The following is a 20,381-nucleotide window of genomic DNA, read 5'->3' on the forward strand; positions in this document are numbered from 1 at the left end:
ACACCCCGGCATACTTCCATGGGCATGAAGGCTTGATAATCACGGGTTTACAGCTGATGTGTGGTTTCTCTTCCGGCGGATATATCTCCGGCAGGCACAGTGACCATTTCTTCCGCTGGGCTTGCTGCTGCTCTGGCCGGCTTCCGGACAGCCCCTCCGAAGTGCCGGGACACCCATTGCTCCACAATCCGGTTCATGGTCCGGGGGGCTTTGGTGGGCAGCTGATGGGTTGCTTTTTCAATAAAAATCAGGTCCCTGTAGGGCAATCTCGCCTCCAACAGCCTGGCATAACGGTGGAAGCCGACATCCTTCTCCCCGTACAAAAGGAGCACCGGCTGCTGAATGGACGACAGCTGGTCGGTACAGGCATACGTCAGGCTGTGGTCATAATACTCGCGGATATTGCGGCTGTCCCCTTCCACCGCTCCTTTATAAAGATTGCTGAAGGTAAGGCTCATATCCGCGTTGCCCCAGCCCACCAAACCGCCCAGAAGCCGCTTGGCTTTAATCCGGGACAGTCCCGATGCTGCCCTGATCCTGCCCTTCAGGTACCAATCCGAGGCTTCCGACATAGCCGAAATGAGGATCCCTCCGGTGAAGGTCTGAGGATGGGTCAGCATGGCTTCCAGCGCAATGCCGCCACCTGTGGAATAGCCGCATACCACCGCTTCCCGGATATCCAGATGCTCCAGCAGCTGCCGCATATCCTCCACGATCAGGGAGTAGGTGACTGGGGCAGGCGAAGGTTCGGACAGACCGTGTCCGCGGATATCGAAGGTAATAATTTTGAAGGAGTCCGACAGCTGGGCCTTCTGGTAATTAAAAATTTCCTGGTTCAACAGCGGCGGATGAATGAAAACAAGAGGAATGCCGCGGCCATCCACATGGTAATGGAGCCGGGTTCCGTTAACGAATGCCATGGGCATAAGAGATCACCTTTCTTTTACGGATTGGCTTGATGTCCTTAGCTTGGCACCCCTGCCTTCCGATCATACATGGGACCCTTATCCGCAACCCTGAAATATCATGTCCGTTTGCCCTTTTATTTCAATTTGTCTACAATGTAATAGTGATTATTAAGTACATAAACAGCAGGGAGGATGTTCCATGAGCGAAGCGGTTCAAACCCTGGAGGGCTGGTATGCCCTTCATGATTTTCGGAGCATTGATTGGCAGTCCTGGAAAGCAAGTCCGCCGGAGCTGCGGGAGCAGGCGATGGAGGAGCTGGAGCAGTTCCTTCGCCAATGCGCCCAAGCGGGAGAAGCCAAAACCGGCAGCACTGCCTTCTATTCCATTGTCGGCCAAAAGGCGGATATCGTGTTTATGCACCTGCGGGAAACCCTGGATGAATTGAACGAGCTGGAAGCCAACTTCCAAAAAACAGCTTTCGCTGACTTTACCATCCCTGCTTATTCCTACGTATCGGTGGTGGAGCTCTCCAGCTACATGGCCAAACCCGGTACCAATCCTATGGAGGACCCGGAGATCGTGGCCAGACTGAAACCCCAGCTCCCCCAGTCCAGGCATATCTGCTTCTACCCCATGAACAAAAAGCGGGACGGCCAGGATAATTGGTACATGGAGCCTATGGAGCGCCGCCGCGAAATGATGCGGAACCACGGCTTGATCGGACGCAGTTACGCCGGGCGCGTGAAGCAAATTATTACCGGCTCCGTCGGCTTCGACGATTGGGAGTGGGGCGTAACCCTGTTCAGTGATGACCCGTTGGTGTTCAAAAAGCTGGTATATGAAATGCGCTTCGATGAAGCCAGCGCCCGATACGGCGAGTTCGGGGGTTTCTATGTGGGCAACCTGCTGGACAAGCCGAAGCTGGACCGTTTGTTTACGGTGTAATCGGGCTCTACGGCTAACGGAACTGGCGGGGTCTCTACGCTAACGGAACTCAGCGGCTCTTACGGGCCAAAAACAAACGTTTTTGCATCCTAACGGAACTCAGCGACCCTTAACATGGGTGAACACCCTACTTTGGCCCTTCAGCCACCCGCTAAGCGCTTCTGGGTTCCGTTAACCGCGAGAAATAGCCCATTTAGCCGGGCTAAGAGTCGCTGTTCCGTTACATGTTACCGGTGCCGCACCGCCGCGTGCGTCCAAAACAGCACCGCTGCCTGCAACCAAACCAAAACACGCAGCAATTTGGGCAGCAAAAAAAGCCCGCTTTAGCCGCTAACGGCCAAAGGCGAGCTTTTTTTATTCTTCGTCTTCCCCTTCAGCTTCCGTAGGGGCAGCTTTACTGTTGAGATAAGCCTCGGTGTCGCGGTCACGCTGGCGGCTTTTTTCCTTTAGCCGTTCAATGGCAGGCATAATCAGCAGGTCCACCTCACGCTGGACGGTGTACACCAGGTCATAGCGGGTTTGAGACTCCAGAAAGCCCCCCACCTCCATCAGCGCATTATACCGGTCCAGCTCCTCACGGGTCAAAAGCCCCCGCACCTGTACGCTGCAATGTCTCATAACCGGCCCTTTTTGATAACAAGGGGGATTCCGCCGATTTTGTAGAGGTAGCGGATTTCCACAACTTTTTTGAGCATGGCGGCAATAAAGCCCTTCAGCTTCTTAGTACCCACCACGCCAATGGCCTCTCCTTTGCCCAGAGAAGCAATAATGCCGCGGTTAATGAACTTAAAGTCCTTCATCGGAGTATTGCGGATGGCCGCCACCAGATTATAAGCGGCAATCTCCCCCTGCTGGGTGGCAATCTGGGCGGTAGGCGGATAAGGCTTGCCCTCCTCGTTCAGCACGATAGAGCAGTCCCCAACCACATACACATTCTCGAAATCCTTGGTCCGCAAGGTGGAATCCACCACAATCCGGCCGCGTTTGGTATCGAAGCCCGCTTCCTCCACCATGCGGTTGCCCCGGATGCCTCCGGTCCAAACCACCGTAGAGGAACGGATGGTTTCCCCATCGGACAGAATCACGCCGTCCACTGTTACTTCCTTAATGGCGGTGGCAATCTTGAAGGTAACGCCCTTCTTGGCCAGCACCTGCATGGCGTATTCCACCAGATCCGCATCGAAGCCCGGAAGTGCCGTCGGCGCGGCCTCCACATTATAAATGTGGACCAAAGCAGGATCTACATCAAACTCGCGGCACAGCTCCGGTATACGGTCAGCCAGCTCGCCCACAAATTCAATCCCGGTAAACCCGGCTCCGCCTACGACGAAGGTCAGGAAATCCGTGCGGTGGGGCTCCTGCTTAAACCGGGCAAACTGGTACTCGATATGCTCCCGGATCAGCCGGACGCTGTTGATGCTCCGGATATTGAGGGCATACTCCTTCAGCCCCGGAATACCGAAGGTTTCCGGCTCGCCGCCCAGGCCGATGACCAAATAATCGTAGGACAGGGTGCTGTCCTCGAGAATGATCTTTTTGTCATAAGGCCGGATTTGAACCACCGTGGATTTGACGAAGTCAATTTTGAACTCGTCAATGAGCTTGGAGATTTCGATCCGCGCATTCTCCGGATTATCCGTGCCTGCCGCCGGCATATGCAGATGCGTCGTAATAAAATGATAGTCATGCTTGTTCACAAGCGTGACGTCGGCTTCATTATAGTTCAATTCCTTCTGAAGCCCGATGGCAGTGACGATCCCGCCATATCCCGCTCCCAGAATCACGATCCTTGGTATTCGGCTCATTGGTATCCCTTCCATCTATAGAGGTTCTGAAGTACGGTGGCAATGTTTGTGAAAATTCTCACGTTAGTGCACAATCGGAAGTTTTCTGTTCATTAGCTTTTGCAAACGTTCCGGAATTATCTCCGGCATGTTGTGGCATTGAAATCATATAATGTTCCCATCAATTTATCAAGGCAAAAAATTCGGTTATTTCTAATGATTATTATCACAAATTAAACCTATAAAAATCAACAATTTCTAGTCTTTTTTTTGAAAAGGGTATTTTCACAAGAAAAAGGAGGGCATGAAATAGGGCTTTGAGTCAAAAATACCCTTGTCCGGGGCTTACTAAACCGACTCCAGGGTAAAGCTTGGGGTTTCTTTCTTGAGGCTGGAGCATTATAATAAAACATGGATTAGAATGGATACATTGTGAAATTTATTGCAAACTTCTAAAGGGGAGCTATACTCATGGATGATTCGAACGTACAAAACAATACCGATTTAATCGTGATCGGAGGCGGTCCCGCGGGGATTTTTGCCGCATTCTACGCCGGCATGCGCCATGCAAGCGTCAAATTAATAGAAAGCATGCCTCAGCTGGGGGGCCAGCTGGCTGCTTTGTATCCGGAAAAGTACATCTATGATGTAGCCGGCTTCCCGAAGGTACGGGCCCAAGAGCTGGTGGATTCCTTGGTCAGCCAGATGAAGCAGTTCCCGGTGGAAGTGCAGCTGGAGGAAAAAGTCCTGAACGTGGTCAAGAAGGATGACCGTCTGTTCGAGGTGACCACCGACAAGCAGGTGCACACAGCCAAAGCCGTTATCATTACAGCAGGCGCAGGCGCCTTCGAGCCGAAACGGCTGGATCTGCCTGAAGCCCGGCAATACGAGAAGAAAAACCTTCATTATTTCATTCAGGATCTGTCCCGCTTCGAAGGCAAGCGTGTGCTGGTCAGCGGCGGCGGCGACTCCGCAGTGGATTGGGCGATGATGCTGGAGCCGGTGGCCGCGCAGGTAACGCTGATCCACCGCCGGGATAAATTCCGCGCCCATGAGCACAGCGTAGAACAGCTGATGAAGTCCAAGGTGCAGGTGGTTACCCCTAAGGAAATCACAGCTTTGCACGGACAAGAGTATATTGAAGCAGTCACCATCAAGGACACCAAGTCCGGCGAGGAAACGCAAATGCCGGTGGATGCCGTGATTGTCAATTACGGATTTAACTCCTCACTCGGACCCATCGCCGAATGGGGCATTCATATTGAATCAGGCTCCATTGTGGTGGATACCAAGATGCAATCCAACATTGAGGGAATTTTCGCCGCGGGAGACATTACGACGTATCCGGGCAAGCTGAAGCTCATCGCGGTAGGTTTGGGCGAAGCGCCGACTGCCGTGAACAACGCCAAGGTCTATCTGGACCCGGACGCCCGGCTTTCCCCGGGACACAGCAGCAGTATGAAGTTCCACTAAACCGCCTTCTATAATAAAACCGCCGGTTAACCCACACGCCGCCTCCCTGCCAGATGAAATGCCTTTGCAGGGGGCGGCTGTACGGTAACAGGCGGTTTTTTTCATGGAAACGTTGGCTATTCCATGGTCATCCGGAGCAGGGTTTCCACCAGGATATCCGTGCCTTTGGCGATATCGCCGTATTCGGTAAACTCATCCGGATTATGGCTGATGCCGTCCTTGCTGGGGACAAAAATCATGGCGATAGGGGCAAACCGGCCGACCATCATGGAATCGTGGAAGGCGCCGCTGACCATTTTGTGATAAGGAATGTCCTTCTTTATACAGGCTTCCTCCAGCAGGCCCAAAATAGCGGGATCGGAGTGGGTGGGTTTGTCGTCGTTGATCTGCCGGATGTCCAGCTCCACCTTCCTGCGGGCCTCCACCTCCCGGAAGAACGTCTGGAGGCCGGCCACCAGCTTGCTTTTGGTTTCATAATCGCTGTCGCGGATGTCGATAGAGAATTGGACCAGGCCGGAAATCACGTTGGAGGCATTGGGCACCACCTCCACCTTGCCCACTGTCCCCACCGTATCCGGGCTGGTGGAAGCCTTGGCCAGCCGTTCCAGCTCCAGAGCAATCTCACAGCAGGCCAGGAAAGCGTCATGGCGCAGGTGCATGGGTGTGCTGCCGGCATGGGATTGTTTGCCCCGGACGGACACCTCGAAATTGGTAGGCGCCGAGATGGTTTTCACCAGCCCGATGGGCAGGCCCAGAGATTCCAGCACGGCTCCCTGCTCAATATGGAGCTCGATGGCTCCGTGGACGGCTCCCCTGGCTATGGGGATATCCTTGAAGCGGGCCAGGTCATAGCCCAGATCCGCCAGTACCTCCGCCAGTGTCCGGCCCTCCTCGTCCTTCAGCCGCTCCGCATCCTCCAGAGTGAGTGCCCCTGCCAACGCGCGGCTGCCGAGGCAGTTCAGCCCGAAGCGGGTGGGCTCCTCGGAGGTGTACACCACAACCTCGATGGTCCGTTTGGGGGTAATCCCGGCGGCCCGAATCAGGCGCACCGCTTCCAGCCCCGCCACCACACCGGCCATACCGTCGTACATGCCGGCCTGGAGCACGGTGTCAATATGGGACCCGGTCCATACCGGGGCAAGCGACGGATCAGTGCCGGGCAATGCTGCAAAAATATTGCCAATAGCATCCTCCCGGACGGTTAAGCCCAGGGCGGCCATCTCCTCCTTGATGTAATTGCGCCCGGCAATCTCCACCGGAGTGAACAGCACCCGGGTCGTTCCCCTGGACGGGTCGGAATTAAAGGTGTCCAGCTTCTCCAGAATCCGCGCAATATTATCGGCCGAAGCCTGTTCCGTCAGCAGCTTCATCCAAGCTCCTCCTCCCGGCTATCTATTAACAGACCACATTCTGGGGCGCTGCCGTCAGCCATTTTTCTACATTATCAAATACGATCTGCGCCCGGGTATCCAATGCTTCATGGGTAGCGAAGGCCACATGGGGGGCCAGCACCGTATTGGGCGCTCCCACCAAGGGATGGTCCGCAGGAACCGGCGGCTCCATCTCGTAAACATCAATCCCCGCTCCGCCCAGCTTCCCTTCATGCAGTGCCTGGGCCAATGCCGCATTGTCCACTACCGGTCCCCGGGCGGTATTGATCAGCACGGCACCGGGCTTCATCAGCCCCAGCCGCCGGGCGTCAATCAGCTGCCGGGTCTCCCCGGTCAGCGGTACATGCAGCGAGACGATATCCGACTCCTGCAGGAGTGTATCCAGGTCCGTGTATTCAATGCCGCTGTCCGCCGCCTCCTGCTTTTGGCTTCGGCTGTAGGCCAGCACCCGGCAGCCGAAGGCCTTGGCGATGCCGGCTGTTTTCAGGCCGATGGCGCCTGTGCCGACGATCCCGAAGGTTTTGCCGTACAGCTCGTAACCGATCAGTCCGTTTTTGGTCCCTTCTGCACGGGTGACCTTATCACAGGGGACAAGCCGCCGCAATACGGCAATGGCCAACCCGAAGGCCAGCTCCGCTACCGCATGGGTGGAATACCCCGCCGCATTGCATACCCGGATGTCCCGCTCCCGGCAGGCGGCCAGATCCACATGGTCCACCCCGGTGAAGGCTACCGAGATGAGCTCCAGAGACTGACAGGCTTCAATTACCCGGCGGTTCAGCGGCAGGTTGGAGATCAATAACACCTGGGCGCCCTTGGACCGCTCAATCAGCTCCTCATCCTCTTCCGTCCGGGTGGAGTAATACGTGAAGGTGTGGCCGGAGGCCTCCAGGCCCGCCGCCAATTCCCTTACTCTGGCCTCCGGTATTCCCAAAGGCTCCAGCAGCACAATATGCATCGTTTGTTTCCCCTTTTCCAGCACAAATTGGTTAGTTACAATTTATTTGATTTACGCGGTTTTCTAACGGCGGTGAGAGACGCTATTTGCCTCTAAAACTGGGATGTGAAAATCTAACGGAAACAGGAGACGTTATTGGACGACAATCGGGCTCCCGGAAGGCCAAAACGGTCAAATAGCGTCTCTGGCCGCCGTTAGAATTCGTGAAGGGGCATTTTCGCCGAAATAGCGGCTTCTACCGCCGTTAGAGCTTCCTCTAGCCCAACTCCGCCACTATCCCGGGCACAAGTCGGACTCCATGCCGGTCCGTCACTACAGCTCAAAGCTCACGTCCCGGTTGCAGTCCTTGGAGTAAATATACGTAAACGGACCTCTGCCCACCCCGTAGGAGGCTTGGGGCACATACGGACCGAACCAGACGAAATCGCCCTTCTTAATCGGAGACCACTTGTCGTCCAGCAAATACACACCCTCCCCCTCCAGCATGTACGCGCCATGCTCCTGGACATGGGTTTCCACAAAAGGATGGCAGCCCCCGGGGGCAAAGGACAGAATGTGCATGTTCATATCAAAACCCAGCTCCACCGGAAGCAGATCCTTAATGAACACATTCTCCATTCCGTCAAAAATACGGAACGGAATTTCGTTGGCATTGCCCCAGCAAACCCCAGCCTCCGTCCCTTCCAAGGGGATATACCGCTGTTTGTACAACAGAAGCTGCGCCGTTTCCCCCGTTGGATTGCGGAACCGGATGCCGCCTGCTCCCGCCGGGCTGAACACGTACCCCCCGGCAGCCAGCTCCTGCTCTTCCCCCGCCACAGTGGCCTGGCAGCTTCCCTCCACACAATACAGGAAGGACTCCACTCCCGCTTCATCCGCCAGCGCCCGGTCCGTCAGCGCTCCCGGTTCAGCTGCGATGATGTATTGGACGAAGCTGGCCCCCATCTTGGGGGAGGCCACAATGCTCACCTTGCACCCGGAAACGCCGGGAATCACATTATTGACCAGACCTGTAGGCGGGATGACCGCATACAGCCCATGCTTGACCACAGCCCGCGTCGATAAAATATCATTGGGATATCCCATAACTGACCTCCATTATACCGTATTCATCCTGCTGCCGCTTCATCCGGCGGGAACCGGCCAGCTTCCGGATGTGTGCGCTAACTGCGGCGCCATCTAGGAGTTCGTCCGACAGAGTAGTTCGAGTAAATAAATTTTCATTCGTTTCATTCCTTACCGGGAAAGGGGTGCCTTGGATGCTCAAACACGTTTTGTCGGCCTTGATGGAATGGAATGTATAAGGTTTCAAAGCCGCCAAAAAACTCGCCCTCAAGTCACCCCTTTCCCTCCCAGTCTTTCCACATGAATATTTATTCGCTTATTCCTTTCGTCGGACAGACTCCTAGCACCCTAATATGCCCGCTTGTACAGCCACTCCGCCAGCACCTCCACGCCTGTGGCCAGATCGGCGGTGCTGCTGGATTCCAGCGGCGAATGGCTGATCCCATTATGGCTCGGCACAAACAGCATAGTGGACGGGCATAGCCGGCTGATCACCTGGGTGTCATGCCCGGCACCGCTGAACATGTGGCGCCAGGGCAGGCGCTTCGCCTCGCAGATAGCCGCCAGCTCGCTGTTCATGGCCGGGTTCATCAGGGCTGGAGGCATGTTCATCCATTCCTCTACCTCCACCGATAACCCGCGCCCCCCGGCAATAGCCGCGAATGCCTGCCGCAGCTCCAGACAGAATGCCGCCAGCCGCTCCTCCACCGCATCCCGCACATCCACAGTAAAGCATACCTGGCCCGGAATCACATTCGAGGAATTGGGTGAAACCTCCAGCTGGCCCACCGTGGACACGAAGGGCTCCGGCTGGGTTAACGCTCGCCCTTCTATCCAGCCAATCATGGCGCCGGCGCCGGCCAAGGCATCATGACGGTATTTCATAGGGGTGGTGCCGGCGTGGTTGGCCGCCCCCTTCAGCCGCACCGTAAATCTTTTTTGGCCGACAATTCCCTCCACAATCCCTATGGTTTTGTTCTCCTTCTCAAGCACAAATCCCTGCTCGATATGCAGCTCGATAAATTCCGCAATATCCCTTCGTTCCGTCGGGCGGTAACGCTTCTGCCCGAAGCCTGCCCCGCTCATGGCCGCCGCCAGGGTGATCCCTTCCTTATCCGTCACCTCTGGCACCGCGCCGAGGCTGTAGCGTCCCACAATATTGCCGGAGCCCCAATAGGTCAGGGGAAACCGGCTTCCCTCCTCCTCGCAGAAGGAGACCACCTCAATGGTGCGCCGGGGAGAGCCGCAGTTCTCCCGCAGATACCGCAGGGCCAGCATACCGGCCAGAATGCCGTAGGCACCGTCGAACTTACCTCCGCAATTCACGGTATCCACATGGGAGCCGGTCAGGAGCACCCCGGCGTCCCGGTCTGTCCCGGACAACCGGCCATACAGGTTGCCGCAATCATCATAATACGGAGTGAGGCCAAACCGGCCCATCCTCTCCTCCAGAGCCTGCTGTGCGGCAAGCCAGGCCGGGGTATACAACAGGCGGGTGACGCCCCCCTCCGCCGCTTGGCCGAATTGGGCCAGCCATTCCGTGGCTTCTTCAATATCCGAGTAGAGGCGGGAACGGCTGCTCTCGGACATGTGCAGGTGCTGCTTATGAACGTTCCCCATCCCGGACCCCCCTTTCGCCAAGCTGCAGATTCATGGTTATATCGTTACGCGACGTTCCTCCCGGAGTAAAAGCCCCTGCGGGCTTCCGGCAAACCCCCGCTCCCAGTCATACACGACTGTTCCTCTCAGCACGGTTTGTTTGACCTGGCACTCCATGGTCCGGCCCACGTACGGATTTTGCTTGTGGCGGTCGAACAACTGACCGTGCTCCAGCACATACGGAGCAAACTCCACGATAGCCACATCCGCATCGGCCCCGACGGTTATCTCCCCCTTTCGGGGGTGAAGCCCGAAGCGCTCCGCCGGATGGGTGGCCAACGCCCGGCACAGCAGAGGCAGCGGCAGTCCGCGCCGCACATGCCCCTCTCCCAGCAGCAGCTCCAAAGAGCTTTGGGCTCCGGAGATGCCGCCCCAGATCTCAAACCAGCTGGAGGCGGTTTTCATATCCGGGGGACAGGGGGAGTGGTCGGAGGTAATCATATCGATCTCCCCCCGGCCAAGAGCCTGCCACAGCCCCTCCTGCTCCCTGGCGGTGCGCAAGGGCGGGGCGCATTTGGCCAAAGGACCGATGTCCCTCATCGCCTCCTCCGTCAGCACCAGATAGTGGGGGCAGGTTTCCAGGGTCACATCCTGTCCGGCCGCCCGGGCAAGACAGATTTCCTCCACTGCCTCCGGGGTGCTAATGTGTACAAAATGAAGGGCGCAGCCTGTTAACCGGGCATAAAACAAAGCCCGCTTCACCGCCTCCACCTCCGCGTATACCGGACGGGACCGGGCATAATCCAATGCCGACTCCCGGCCGCTTGCGATCGTATGTGCCGCCAGCGCCGAAACAATCTGCTCACTCTCCGCATGGAGCGCCAGGATCTTGCCCAGCCGGGCGATTTCCGCCATCCCCGCATACAGCGTGGTGTCGTCCACCTCCCGGAAGGCCCCCTCCTGCTTGCCGCCGGCTGCGGACAGGAAGGCCTTGTAGCCTACCACTCCCTGCTTGGCCAGCGGCTCCAGCTGCTCCAGGTTGCCGGGCACCAGCCCGCCCCAGAAGGCATAGTCCACACGAGAGCGGTCCTTGGCCAGACTCTCCTTCAGGGCCAACGCTTCTGTGGTAGTGGTGGGCGGCAGCCCGTTCAGCGGCATATCGAAGCAGGTGGTGCAGCCTCCGGCAGCCAAGGCGGCCGTTCCCGTGGGAATCCCCTCCCATTCGGCCAAACCCGGCTCGTTCAAGTGGACATGGATATCGATCATGCCGGGAACCACAGTCGCCCCATCCGCCTGGATGATGCTGTCCGCAGAACCGTCCAGGGTTTCCGCCAAGGTGGCAATCACACCGTCCTTGATGCCGATATCCAGCTTCCGCACCTCGTTTCGCAGCACTACATGCCCGCCTTTGATCACCGTATCGAATGATTGTGTCATGCCCATTCCCCCATAGGATTGAATCGGCCCCGGAACCAATTGTTCCGGGACCGGCTTTGGACGTAAGCGATTCTTATTTCAGCTCCGCCTTAATCAGGTCAGGCGCCACTTCCTTCAGCAGGCCCAGTTGATGGTAGCTTTTCGGATCCTGAAGCTCCTTGATATTGCCCGCACCCTTCAGGTATTCGCCCACGGCAGGACCGTTGCTGTCGTTCAGGTAGTTGTTGTTGACCTCCATGCTGTACTTGTTCCGGTTCATAATCTCCGTCAGCTCCGCCTCGCTCAAGTGAAGCTCCGGCGCCAGAATCTTGATGGCCTCTTGACGGTTATTGTTGATGTAATCGGTGGCTTTTTTGAGAGCGCCCAAAACCGCCTTGATGGTGTTGGGGTTCTTCTCCAGGAAGCCGTCGGTGACCTGAATGGTGGTATGTACACTCATCCAGTTCACATCCCCCTTCTTCTCGGGAAGCTCCGCCTTGGTGCCGCTGAACAGGAACTTGCCGCCGCCTTGAATGGCCTTGGTAATAAACGGCTCCCAAGCGGCCATGGCGTCAATATCGCCCTTTTGCAGCGCTGTTACCGCATCACTAGGGGCCAGATTCACATATTTGATCTTGCTTGCGTCCACACCCAGCTCCTTGGCCATATTGTTGATGGCAATGACTACGTCGGCTCCACTGGGAACGCCGATGGTTTTGCCCTCCAGATCCTTGGCGCTGTTCAGCACCAGGTTCTTGCCCCCTACTACCGCCTGAGTGCCGGCAATTTGGGCCAGAGGAGCTACAATCTTCACCTTTACTTTATTGGAGGTAAGAATAATATCCATGAAGTTGGTTTGGATGCTGATGGGCGCACTGCCGCCGGCAACCATGGGGCCGATGTCCGGGCCGCTTTCGATCAGCTGGCTGGTAACCTCCAGCCCGGCTTCCTTAAAGTACCCCAGCTTGTCGGCAATGATCTGCTGGGAGGAGATTTGAGCGTCGCGTACCCCCACCAGGGTGAAGCTTTTGGTTTCGACGGCGCCGCCTGCCGCTGTGGATGGAGACGGAGCCGTGGAAGCGCCGGAGGCTGTGGTTGGTGCTGCTGTAGCTGCTGCAGAGGGGGATGAAGCGGTTTTCTCGTCAGCTCCGCAAGCGGAAGCAAATACCATCAGGACAAGCAGCATGGACAAGGACAAAAGAGACAAGCGCGATTTCAACATGTAGGTTCCTCCCCGATTTGGATTGATTTATTTTTCTATTGCATTGCGCACGCCGTTTTGCCGCCAGCTCACCATTCGTCTCTCCAGAATCCTCAGGAGATACGAGAAAATGCTGAATTCCAGTCCGATAAGAATAATGGCCACGAACATATTGCCCATTTTGAAATAATTGCGGGCATCCACAATGATGTACCCCAGACCGGATTTGGCCCCCATCATTTCGGAGACGATCAGGGAGGAGAAGCCCAGCCCCAGACTCACCTGCGCTCCCACGAAAATACTGGGAATGGCGGAGGGGAACACCACCCGCCAGAAGATATGGCGCTCCTTGGCCCCCAGGCACAGAGCAGAGCGGATCAACAGCGGATTGACGGATTTCAGGCCGTCCAGGGTATTGGTCAGCACCGGGATGAAGGTGGTCCAGGCAATCAGCAGCACCTTGGGCATTTCGCCGATGCCGAACCAGATGATGAAGATGGGCAGCAGGGCCAAGGCGGGAATGGGCCCCAGGAGATTCAGGACCGGGCTCAGCCAATAATCCACCGCTCTGTATTTATTCATCACCACACCCACCGCAACCGCCAGAATCAGGCCGATGGAGAAACCAAGCAGAATGCGGACGGTGCTGGCCTGCAAGCTTTCCTGGACCAGCCCGGTTTTGGACAACGCCCACATTTCCTGCAGAATGGCACTGGGAGCGGGCAGGAAGGTGGGATTGAACAGCTCCACACGCTCATTCAGCCGGCTGATGGCCTCCCACACCAGAAAAAACACCAGGATGGGCAAAAGTCCCGTTTTATCCTTCCACCGCAGAACAGGTTTGGTGCGCACCTTCGCCTCAGGGACTGCCAGCTTTGCCGGGGTGGCAAATGTCGAAGCCGTTTTGTTCATGGTTTTCGTCTCCTTATTCCAGAGTCAGGACGGACTGGATGCGCTGGACCAATTGGGCGAATTCCGGCAGGGCATTGGAGCGGGGGCGGCTCATGGAAACCTCGAACACCTTGGCTACCTCCCCGTTTTTCATCACCAGAATCCGGTCTGCCAGATAAACCGCCTCTGATATGCTGTGGGTAATAAACAACACGGACGGCTTCAGCTCCAGCCAAATGCGCAGAAGCTCCTTCTGCATCATTTCCCGGGTCAGGACATCCAAAGCGCCGAAGGGTTCATCCATCAGGAGAATATCCGGGCCGCTGGCCAAGGCACGGGCGATGCCCACACGCTGCTTCATTCCGCCAGACAGCTGCTCCGGCATACTCTCTGCCACATCCTCCAGCCCGACCAGGCGGAGATACTCCATGGCGGTTTCCCTTGCTGCTGTTTTTCCCTTCCCTTGCACGATCGGTCCGAAGGCCACATTGTCCACGATGTTGTACCACGGGAAGAGGGCATGCTCCTGAAAAACCACGGAACGCGCTTTGGACGGTCCCTTGACGTTTTCCCCGTTGACGGTAATGCTGCCGCTGTCAGGCTGGAGGAATCCTGCGATCAGATTCAGCAGGGTGGACTTGCCGCAGCCACTGTGGCCCAGAATGCAGATAAATTCATTGGGCTGCACCGTGAAGCTGACCTTTTGAAGCACCTTCCTTCCTCCGTACCCCTTTTCTACGTTTTGAACAGCCAGGCTCATGCTCCAACCTCCTTTATGTTATATTTCTTTACATAACGTTTGTTGATTTCCTCCATATTAGCATATTTTCAAGCTGAATCAATAGACCATGTAAACAATATTACATGTATCCTTTGTGCATCTTGCACATTTAACGGAATAATCATATGATATATAATAAATTGCGTTATGTTTCCTAACATTAAGGAGGCGGATTTATGCGGCTAAAAGAACTGCTGCAGCTTCCCGTCTACCGGGACGTCCGGGTCAGAGCCGGCGAATTGGGGCTGGATCGCCAGGTCAAAAGCGTCAACATGATGGATGCGCCGGATATCATCCATTATCTGAAGCCCGATGAGCTTCTGCTGACCACGGCTTACGCCATACGGGAGCAGCCTGACCAATTGCTGCTGTTGATCGGGCAGATGGCAGAGGCGGATTGTGCCGGGTTGGGCATCAAAACCAAACGTTTCCTTCAGGAGATTCCCAAACAAGCGCTGGAGCTGGCGGATGCCCTTCATTTCCCGCTGATCGAGCTGTCTCTGGAACCCGCTTTAGGGGAGCTGCTCCAGGAATCCCTGCGTTACATGATGGAGAAGAACAATGAAGAGCTGCGGTATGCGCTGAAGATGCACCGGGATTTCTCCACCATCATCATGCAGGGAAAAGGAAATGAGTCCATTCTCCGCATCCTGTCGGATCTGGTGGAAGGAACGGTGCTGCTGGCGGATGGACAGCTGCGGATTCTGGCTCAAGCAGGGGATGAGGGGGCTCCTATGACCGCACGTATGCTGGCCGCCCTCCCGGAAGCGGCAGCTACCCTAAAAAAAACCGCCGCACGCTCCACCAGCTTCTCCCTTTTGCCTGGTGAGGGAGGCACGAATTCGGCGGAGATCCTGGTTTATGCCATCGAGCTGCCCTATCAGCCGGCCTTCCTGATTCTGGTTAACGGCCAAAACAGCCACTCCCCCTATCCGGGTCTGGCTGTGGAGCAGGCCATCAATGTGATTGGGTTTGAGCTGATGAAGCAGCAGGCGCTGAAGGAAAGGTCGAGGCGCTACAAGAATGAATTTTTCGGGGATTTAATTGAAGGAAGATTCGCTTCCGCTGCGGAGATCGCCACGGTAGGCAAACGGTATGGCATTACAGAGGGATATACCTATTGGTGCGCTGTGGGCAAAGCAGACGACAGTCCGGAACGGGGAGAGCTTAGAGGTTTGCTGCACAGCAGCCGCGAGGCGCTGTACGATATTCTGAAGCGGACACTTAACCGCCACGGACTTCCATGTGTCATGTTCAACAACAAGGATTTGTTCGCCATTCTGCTCAAGTGGGAGTGGCAGCGCCCGTTTACGGAAAAGGAGCTGACGGAGTGTCTCAGGGACATTCAAGAGGAGCTGTACCGCTGGAACGCCCTCTCCTTCTCCTTCGGTATCGGCAATCCCGTAGAGCAGTTGACCCATATTCCCGCTTCCTTCCATGAAGCGGTCTCGGCGCTGCAGGATGGCTGCCAATCTTTGCAAACCCGGTTTATCCGAAGCTACCGGACGAAGGAGGCGGAAGAGCTCCTGAAGATGATTCCCGAGGGGGCGTTGACGGACTTTTATCTGGAGAGCTTCCGCGCGGTATTGGAGGAGGAGCCGCATGAGCGGGATGAGCTGATGGCTACAGCCCGGGTATTTCTGGATACCCAGGGCCAAATCGGGGAAACGGCAAAACGTTTGTACGTGCACCGCAATACAGTCAGCTACCGGCTTAACAAATATGAGCAGCTGACCAGGCGCAGCCTCCGGGATTCCAATGATTCGCTCCGCTTCCGGATCGCCTTCCTCATTGGTGAGCTTCTGCAGGAGGGACAAACATAAAGAGCTTAATTGGCCTTGGCCTTGGGATGGGGGGATGGTACAACAAGATTGCGTTCCTGGATTTCCGTACGCAGCAATTCAATGAAGTCTTTATCCAACTGCAGTTCAAGAGCACGGAGATAGGATTCGATCAGCAACTCGTTACTTAGGAGCCTCATCTACTATCACCTTCCGGGTCTTTTTAGTAGATTCATCTTAACATGATAGAGTATGCAGAACAAGCGTTCCGGTTATCCACAAAACCCTGTGCATACACTGTGGATATATTGTTGATAAGGGGCAAAACCTGTCTATTTCTCGGTGTGGATTTGTGGATAGAAGTTATTCACATTCTGTGAACAAGTCGTTTTCTGTCGGATAATTTCTTTTTCGGTCCGCTCTTTCAACAGGTTACGCCAAAAAGCCCTGTCGATAAACGACAGGGCTTTCCGTTACGGTTATGCGAAGCGCAGCGCACACCTGCTCCGCTTATTTCTTCTGGACCACTCCGATTTGCAGATCCTTATAATTCTCCTTGTCCGCCCACATGTCTTCAAACCGTTTTTTCCACCCGGCCACGGTTTCCGTGTTATGGATCAGCACCAGCAGCTCGTCATTGGCGTTACTGGCATTTTCCGTGTAGTTGAAGGATCCGGTGGCTCCCGTATGGTCGTCGAACACCGCCAGCTTCAGGTTCATCAGCCCCTTGCGCGCATTCTCCTTCACCGGAATTCCCGCATTCAGCAGGGTTTTGAGCTTCTCCGCCTGCAGGGTGTTGGTGGATTCGGAACGGTCGGTGATGATCCGGATTTCCACCCCGTTGATCCGGGCTTGCACGATGGCCTTCACGATTTCCTCATGATTGATCGCATTGATGGCAATATCGATGGATTTTTTCGCACTTTGGATGGCTGTGATCAGCAGCTGGTCCGGCTTTTGGCCTGCCTGGGTAAAGGCTGTTTCCACCAGCGGTGCCTGCGTCGGGGCAGCAGCGCCGGTTCCGGCTTTATTGTCCGGTGCCTTCGCGGAGGTTTCCTTGACGGAAGGGCCGGCCAGCAAGTGGCTGCCCAAGGTGATGAATACCACCACAGTCAGAATCCCCGTAATCAAATGGGATGTATCCGGCACCGAGTGGTCCTTGATGCGGGGCAGAATCCGGTGGGTTCTGCCGTAGGCCCCTTCCCATCTGGCCTTTTGGCTGTCGGTTCCCCCTCTGAAATACGGCAGCCACCAGTTGATTATCTGGACCGCCGCGTAGGCCAGAGCCAGCACCAGCGCCACGGCCGATGCCGCGCGGTATGTGAGTAAACTAAGCAGGAAGATCAGCGCCAAGGGTATGTAATGGATCGTGAAATCGCGGCGGCGGCTCCTGGCCGACTTGCGGGATAAGTCGTTGAGTCTGCCTAAAGGTATGTAGTCAAGCGCCAGCCGCCAGATAAGGAGCAGCCCGGTCAAAATCGGTGCCAGTAAGGAAACGGTCATTTGAGTTTATCCCTCCCACGGTCTCATCTATGACTTCTTTCTGCCGATTCTAGAAGTATATCAATTATTCTATCAGATTATCGGTCCCGTTCAAAGATGGGGCTGCCGGCTGTCAGACAAAACATCCGAAAAAGAGCAAATATCCCCCGTACAGCAGACACTTTCGTCTACCGTCGGGGGCTATAGGGGAACCGCTTCACCACAGAAGGGTTTCATCTGGAAGAAACCCGCAGCAATGTTTTCAGCGAATGCATCCTTGCTTTAACGATCCGGTTCGAAAAGGCAACGTATAGCAAACAGCCAAGCAAGAGACAGCCTCCCCAAATAGTGAAAACCAATGAAGTAAGTACACCGGAAAAAAGGATCCGCCACGAATTTTTCTTAGCCGCGCTTACGAGTTTCTTGCAAATCATAGTCATCCTGCCTTCCGTTAAGCCCTTTTTAAGGCTTGCTTCAATATCAAGTCCGGCTGTGAACACAATAATTTTATATAAAAAAGCTGCTCTCTCGAGCAGCTTCGTCGTAATTAATATAATTTAGAAACGTTCTCTGCTTGCGGACCACGGTTGCCTTGGGTCACATTGAACTGGACGCGTTGTCCTTCATCCAATGATTTGTACCCTTCGCCTTCAATCGCGCTAAAGTGGACAAACACATCGCTACCGCCTTCAACTTCGATAAAACCGAAGCCCTTTTCAGCATTGAACCATTTCACTGTACCTGTTTGCATTAAAATCCTCCAAAAAAAATGTATTAACTCGAGCATTAGATTTTTTGAAAATTCATCGTTGATGTCCGCTAATGTTTCGGTTAGTATTAGAATAACATGTCCGCTAATGTAAGTCAAGAATTCTTCGGAGGTTTACTGATGAAAGAAGCAATCTCTGAACATGGTGGTACGATGATTGCTCAGTTCATTCGTATTCTTTCCACCCGTGAAGCGTTAAGCCCCAAAACCTTGAAGGAATATGCCAGTGATCTGAAGCATTTTATAGGCTGGTTTGAAGCCGCCGGCCCTTCCGGGAAAGAAGCAGCAGTCTTTCAAATTGAGGATGTGGCTACTCCCACATTAGTACGTTACCGGAATGCCATGCAGGAAACAATGGTGTTAAAACCTTCGACCATTAACCGACGGCTTGTAACGCTGAAGCGTTTTTTTGATTGGGCGGTATCCGAGGCCAAGGTTAGCCTCGACCCTTCCAAGCCGGTAAAACTGGTGCCAGAAAAAAAATCAAGCCCCAGGCAGATGACCGAAGAGGAGGAAGCGGCATTGCTTGCCGCAACCAGGGAGCAGGGCTCCCTCCGGGATCAGACCCTTGTTTTCGTCATGCTGCAGACCGGGCTGTGGCCTATGGAGGTATGTAATTTGACTCCCGGCGACATCCATTTTGGCGGCAATTGCCTTATTGTCCGTACAGGAATGCGTAATAAGTCGCGGGAGGTTCCCTTGAGTGCAGACTGCAGGGCAGTCCTGGAACATTACCTGGCACAACCCCAATCCGAGTCTATATATTTGTTTTCATCGGAGAAAACCGGCGGACGATTAACGGAGCGGGCATTGCGCCACCTGGTCCACAAATATATGCGGGCTGCTCAAATTGAAGGATTGCGCACCCAGGATTTGCGGCACCGGTTCGGTTATACCATGGCAGCCAGTCTTCCTTTAGAGCGCTTAGCGCAAATCATGGGACATGACAGACTGAATTCCACCATGATTTATGTCAAAGACGATTTGGGCAAAGCAGCAGAATGAATGGAACAAAATAAAACCTTCCGAGACATATGTGCAACGCTGCACATGTCCCGGAAGGTTACTTTTTTTCATTTCATGAACTGATTATCCCGCATCAGTGATCGCAATTCTCCACTTGGCCCTCTTCGTCCTTCATCTTGAAGGAGCTGCCGCAGCCGCAGGAAGCGATGGCGTTGGGGTTATCGATGGTGAACCCACCGCTTAGGCCCTCTTCCTTAAAGTCGATTTCTACACCCTCCAGGTAATGGGCGCTGCTTTCCTCCACTACAACCTTGAGGCCGTTTACGGTAAGAATCTTGTCCTCGGAATGCTCTTCATCGTCGAAGCCCATGGAATAGGAAAAGCCGCTGCATCCGCCGGGGCGCACGCCAAGCCGGAGGAACAGGTTCGGCGTATCCTCCGCCTCCAGTAATTCCTTAATGCGGCCGGCTGCCGAGTCGCTGATTTGAATCATGGTTGATCCCTCCTGTAATTGTCGCCTTTAGCTTCAGTATACCCCCAACAGGGGCACACCTACAAGGCGAACCGGAGGAAAGCCTAGAAGCCGCGGCCCAAGGAGCGTTTAATCCGCATCGCACCGGTCAGGGCATAATATTGAAGCAGGAGCTCGTCCAGCATTTGGCTGGACTTTACCACGGCAGGGTGCCGCACACCCAATTCATCGGCAAGACGGTTCATCTGGGCACGGGCGGATTCGATTTCGGTTTGAATATTTTTTTCCGTATTCGGACATTTCATGCTTAACATTTCTCAACCATACTCCTTATACTCTATCGTATTTCTATATGGTTCGACTGAATACGCCGGTAGATTCTGCTTGAAAGTTCACACAAGAGTATAGTATACAGCAACGTTAGCGCAATGGAAATATTCCATTCGACTTATTTGCAGAATTTGCCTCATTGGGAGATTAGTTCCTTGCCAATTTCGT

20 protein-coding genes are annotated in these 20,381 nt (G+C 54.9%); 4 read left to right on the forward strand and 16 right to left on the reverse strand.

The annotated features are described in order from the left end of the window. Nucleotides 1–47: 47 nt before the first annotated feature. Complete coding sequence (locus tag ACI1P1_RS05225; RefSeq protein ID WP_416215320.1) at nucleotides 48–926, reverse strand: alpha/beta fold hydrolase; 879 nt, start codon at nucleotides 924–926, stop codon at nucleotides 48–50. A gap of 181 nt (nucleotides 927–1,107) precedes the next feature. On the opposite strand from ACI1P1_RS05225, the gene hemQ reads away from it, so the two are divergent. Further along, nucleotides 1,108–1,854: a hydrogen peroxide-dependent heme synthase gene (hemQ, locus tag ACI1P1_RS05230; RefSeq protein WP_416215321.1), complete on the forward strand. Its 747-nt coding sequence runs from the start codon at nucleotides 1,108–1,110 to the stop codon at nucleotides 1,852–1,854. A gap of 354 nt (nucleotides 1,855–2,208) precedes the next feature. Here the strand turns inward: hemQ and ACI1P1_RS05235 are convergent, their stop codons facing one another. Beyond that, on the reverse strand, nucleotides 2,209–2,472 hold the full coding sequence (locus tag ACI1P1_RS05235) for a hypothetical protein (protein WP_416215322.1): 264 nt from the start codon (nucleotides 2,470–2,472) through the stop codon (nucleotides 2,209–2,211). Then, a complete protein-coding gene (locus tag ACI1P1_RS05240; RefSeq protein WP_416215323.1) occupies nucleotides 2,469–3,659 on the reverse strand; it encodes an NAD(P)/FAD-dependent oxidoreductase in 1,191 nt (396 codons plus the stop codon). Before ACI1P1_RS05240 ends, ACI1P1_RS05235 begins: the two co-directional genes overlap by 4 nt. A 450-nt stretch (nucleotides 3,660–4,109) precedes the next feature. Here ACI1P1_RS05240 and ACI1P1_RS05245 point away from each other — a divergent pair, with 450 nt between their 5' ends. Next, nucleotides 4,110–5,111, forward strand: coding sequence for an NAD(P)/FAD-dependent oxidoreductase (locus ACI1P1_RS05245; protein ID WP_416215324.1), 1,002 nt, complete (start codon nucleotides 4,110–4,112; stop codon nucleotides 5,109–5,111). Nucleotides 5,112–5,227: 116 nt separating this feature from the next. On the opposite strand, the gene ACI1P1_RS05250 is transcribed toward ACI1P1_RS05245, so the two are convergent. The 8 genes from ACI1P1_RS05250 to ACI1P1_RS05285 form a co-directional block, all read right to left on the reverse strand. Beyond that, the gene (locus ACI1P1_RS05250) at nucleotides 5,228–6,481 is read right to left on the reverse strand and encodes a Zn-dependent hydrolase (RefSeq protein ID WP_416215325.1); all 1,254 of its coding nucleotides are present in this window, start codon (nucleotides 6,479–6,481) and stop codon (nucleotides 5,228–5,230) included. Between the two features lie 25 nt (nucleotides 6,482–6,506). Continuing rightward, a complete protein-coding gene (locus ACI1P1_RS05255; protein ID WP_416215326.1) occupies nucleotides 6,507–7,460 on the reverse strand; it encodes a 2-hydroxyacid dehydrogenase in 954 nt (317 codons plus the stop codon). Between the two features lie 312 nt (nucleotides 7,461–7,772). After that, on the reverse strand, nucleotides 7,773–8,546 hold the full coding sequence (allE, locus tag ACI1P1_RS05260; protein WP_416215327.1) for a (S)-ureidoglycine aminohydrolase: 774 nt from the start codon (nucleotides 8,544–8,546) through the stop codon (nucleotides 7,773–7,775). 327 nt (nucleotides 8,547–8,873) lie between these two features. Next, nucleotides 8,874–10,145, reverse strand: a complete 1,272-nt coding sequence (locus tag ACI1P1_RS05265; protein WP_416215328.1) for a M20 family metallo-hydrolase — start codon at nucleotides 10,143–10,145, stop codon at nucleotides 8,874–8,876. Between the two features lie 36 nt (nucleotides 10,146–10,181). Beyond that, a complete protein-coding gene (allB, locus tag ACI1P1_RS05270) occupies nucleotides 10,182–11,561 on the reverse strand; it encodes an allantoinase AllB (RefSeq protein WP_416215329.1) in 1,380 nt (459 codons plus the stop codon). A 73-nt stretch (nucleotides 11,562–11,634) separates the two neighbouring features. Next, entirely contained in the window at nucleotides 11,635–12,762 is a 1,128-nt protein-coding gene (locus ACI1P1_RS05275) for an ABC transporter substrate-binding protein (protein WP_416215330.1), read from the reverse strand. 27 nt (nucleotides 12,763–12,789) lie between these two features. After that, nucleotides 12,790–13,653 carry an ABC transporter permease gene (locus ACI1P1_RS05280; RefSeq protein ID WP_416215331.1) on the reverse strand — a complete coding sequence of 288 codons (864 nt, stop codon included), beginning with the start codon at nucleotides 13,651–13,653 and terminating at the stop codon, nucleotides 12,790–12,792. Between the two features lie 13 nt (nucleotides 13,654–13,666). Further along, the gene (locus ACI1P1_RS05285; RefSeq protein ID WP_416215332.1) at nucleotides 13,667–14,392 is read right to left on the reverse strand and encodes an ABC transporter ATP-binding protein; all 726 of its coding nucleotides are present in this window, start codon (nucleotides 14,390–14,392) and stop codon (nucleotides 13,667–13,669) included. Between the two features lie 197 nt (nucleotides 14,393–14,589). Here ACI1P1_RS05285 and ACI1P1_RS05290 point away from each other — a divergent pair, with 197 nt between their 5' ends. After that, nucleotides 14,590–16,236, forward strand: a complete 1,647-nt coding sequence (locus tag ACI1P1_RS05290; RefSeq protein ID WP_416215333.1) for a PucR family transcriptional regulator — start codon at nucleotides 14,590–14,592, stop codon at nucleotides 16,234–16,236. 5 nt (nucleotides 16,237–16,241) lie between these two features. Here ACI1P1_RS05290 and sda read toward each other — a convergent pair whose 3' ends face one another. From sda to ACI1P1_RS05305, 3 genes are all read right to left on the reverse strand, one after another. Further along, nucleotides 16,242–16,394, reverse strand: a complete 153-nt coding sequence (sda, locus tag ACI1P1_RS05295) for a sporulation histidine kinase inhibitor Sda (RefSeq protein ID WP_416215334.1) — start codon at nucleotides 16,392–16,394, stop codon at nucleotides 16,242–16,244. 310 nt (nucleotides 16,395–16,704) lie between these two features. Next, nucleotides 16,705–17,697 carry a phospholipase D-like domain-containing protein gene (locus ACI1P1_RS05300; RefSeq protein WP_416215335.1) on the reverse strand — a complete coding sequence of 331 codons (993 nt, stop codon included), beginning with the start codon at nucleotides 17,695–17,697 and terminating at the stop codon, nucleotides 16,705–16,707. Nucleotides 17,698–18,223: 526 nt separating this feature from the next. After that, entirely contained in the window at nucleotides 18,224–18,427 is a 204-nt protein-coding gene (locus tag ACI1P1_RS05305) for a cold-shock protein (RefSeq protein WP_416215336.1), read from the reverse strand. 138 nt (nucleotides 18,428–18,565) lie between these two features. Here ACI1P1_RS05305 and ACI1P1_RS05310 point away from each other — a divergent pair, with 138 nt between their 5' ends. Then, on the forward strand, nucleotides 18,566–19,450 hold the full coding sequence (locus ACI1P1_RS05310) for a tyrosine-type recombinase/integrase (RefSeq protein ID WP_416215337.1): 885 nt from the start codon (nucleotides 18,566–18,568) through the stop codon (nucleotides 19,448–19,450). A gap of 94 nt (nucleotides 19,451–19,544) precedes the next feature. Here the strand turns inward: ACI1P1_RS05310 and ACI1P1_RS05315 are convergent, their stop codons facing one another. Both ACI1P1_RS05315 and ACI1P1_RS05320 read right to left on the reverse strand, forming a co-directional pair. Beyond that, a complete protein-coding gene (locus ACI1P1_RS05315; RefSeq protein ID WP_416215338.1) occupies nucleotides 19,545–19,904 on the reverse strand; it encodes a HesB/IscA family protein in 360 nt (119 codons plus the stop codon). Nucleotides 19,905–19,987: 83 nt separating this feature from the next. Beyond that, nucleotides 19,988–20,197, reverse strand: coding sequence for an aspartyl-phosphate phosphatase Spo0E family protein (locus ACI1P1_RS05320; RefSeq protein ID WP_416215339.1), 210 nt, complete (start codon nucleotides 20,195–20,197; stop codon nucleotides 19,988–19,990). Nucleotides 20,198–20,381: the final 184 nt, after the last annotated feature.

Origin of the sequence: Paenibacillus mesotrionivorans, from assembly GCF_046098205.1 — a bacterium.
Lineage (GTDB): Bacteria > Bacillota > Bacilli > Paenibacillales > NBRC-103111 > Paenibacillus_AR > Paenibacillus_AR mesotrionivorans.

Coding starts and splice junctions, on each gene's coding strand:
- allE (WP_416215327.1), bottom strand. CDS start 8,546: ATGGGATATCCCAATGATATTTTATCGACGCGGGCTGTGGTCAAGCAT.
- ACI1P1_RS05275 (WP_416215330.1), bottom strand. CDS start 12,762: ATGTTGAAATCGCGCTTGTCTCTTTTGTCCTTGTCCATGCTGCTTGTC.
- ACI1P1_RS05245 (WP_416215324.1), top strand. CDS start 4,110: ATGGATGATTCGAACGTACAAAACAATACCGATTTAATCGTGATCGGA.
- ACI1P1_RS05250 (WP_416215325.1), bottom strand. CDS start 6,481: ATGAAGCTGCTGACGGAACAGGCTTCGGCCGATAATATTGCGCGGATT.
- ACI1P1_RS05280 (WP_416215331.1), bottom strand. CDS start 13,653: ATGAACAAAACGGCTTCGACATTTGCCACCCCGGCAAAGCTGGCAGTC.
- ACI1P1_RS05320 (WP_416215339.1), bottom strand. CDS start 20,197: ATGTTAAGCATGAAATGTCCGAATACGGAAAAAAATATTCAAACCGAA.
- hemQ (WP_416215321.1), top strand. CDS start 1,108: ATGAGCGAAGCGGTTCAAACCCTGGAGGGCTGGTATGCCCTTCATGAT.
- allB (WP_416215329.1), bottom strand. CDS start 11,561: ATGACACAATCATTCGATACGGTGATCAAAGGCGGGCATGTAGTGCTG.
- ACI1P1_RS05315 (WP_416215338.1), bottom strand. CDS start 19,904: ATGATTCAAATCAGCGACTCGGCAGCCGGCCGCATTAAGGAATTACTG.
- ACI1P1_RS05300 (WP_416215335.1), bottom strand. CDS start 17,697: ATGACCGTTTCCTTACTGGCACCGATTTTGACCGGGCTGCTCCTTATC.
- ACI1P1_RS05225 (WP_416215320.1), bottom strand. CDS start 926: ATGCCCATGGCATTCGTTAACGGAACCCGGCTCCATTACCATGTGGAT.
- ACI1P1_RS05265 (WP_416215328.1), bottom strand. CDS start 10,145: ATGGGGAACGTTCATAAGCAGCACCTGCACATGTCCGAGAGCAGCCGT.
- ACI1P1_RS05310 (WP_416215337.1), top strand. CDS start 18,566: ATGAAAGAAGCAATCTCTGAACATGGTGGTACGATGATTGCTCAGTTC.
- ACI1P1_RS05255 (WP_416215326.1), bottom strand. CDS start 7,460: ATGCATATTGTGCTGCTGGAGCCTTTGGGAATACCGGAGGCCAGAGTA.
- sda (WP_416215334.1), bottom strand. CDS start 16,394: ATGAGGCTCCTAAGTAACGAGTTGCTGATCGAATCCTATCTCCGTGCT.
- ACI1P1_RS05290 (WP_416215333.1), top strand. CDS start 14,590: ATGCGGCTAAAAGAACTGCTGCAGCTTCCCGTCTACCGGGACGTCCGG.
- ACI1P1_RS05240 (WP_416215323.1), bottom strand. CDS start 3,659: ATGAGCCGAATACCAAGGATCGTGATTCTGGGAGCGGGATATGGCGGG.
- ACI1P1_RS05305 (WP_416215336.1), bottom strand. CDS start 18,427: ATGCAAACAGGTACAGTGAAATGGTTCAATGCTGAAAAGGGCTTCGGT.
- ACI1P1_RS05235 (WP_416215322.1), bottom strand. CDS start 2,472: ATGAGACATTGCAGCGTACAGGTGCGGGGGCTTTTGACCCGTGAGGAG.
- ACI1P1_RS05285 (WP_416215332.1), bottom strand. CDS start 14,392: ATGAGCCTGGCTGTTCAAAACGTAGAAAAGGGGTACGGAGGAAGGAAG.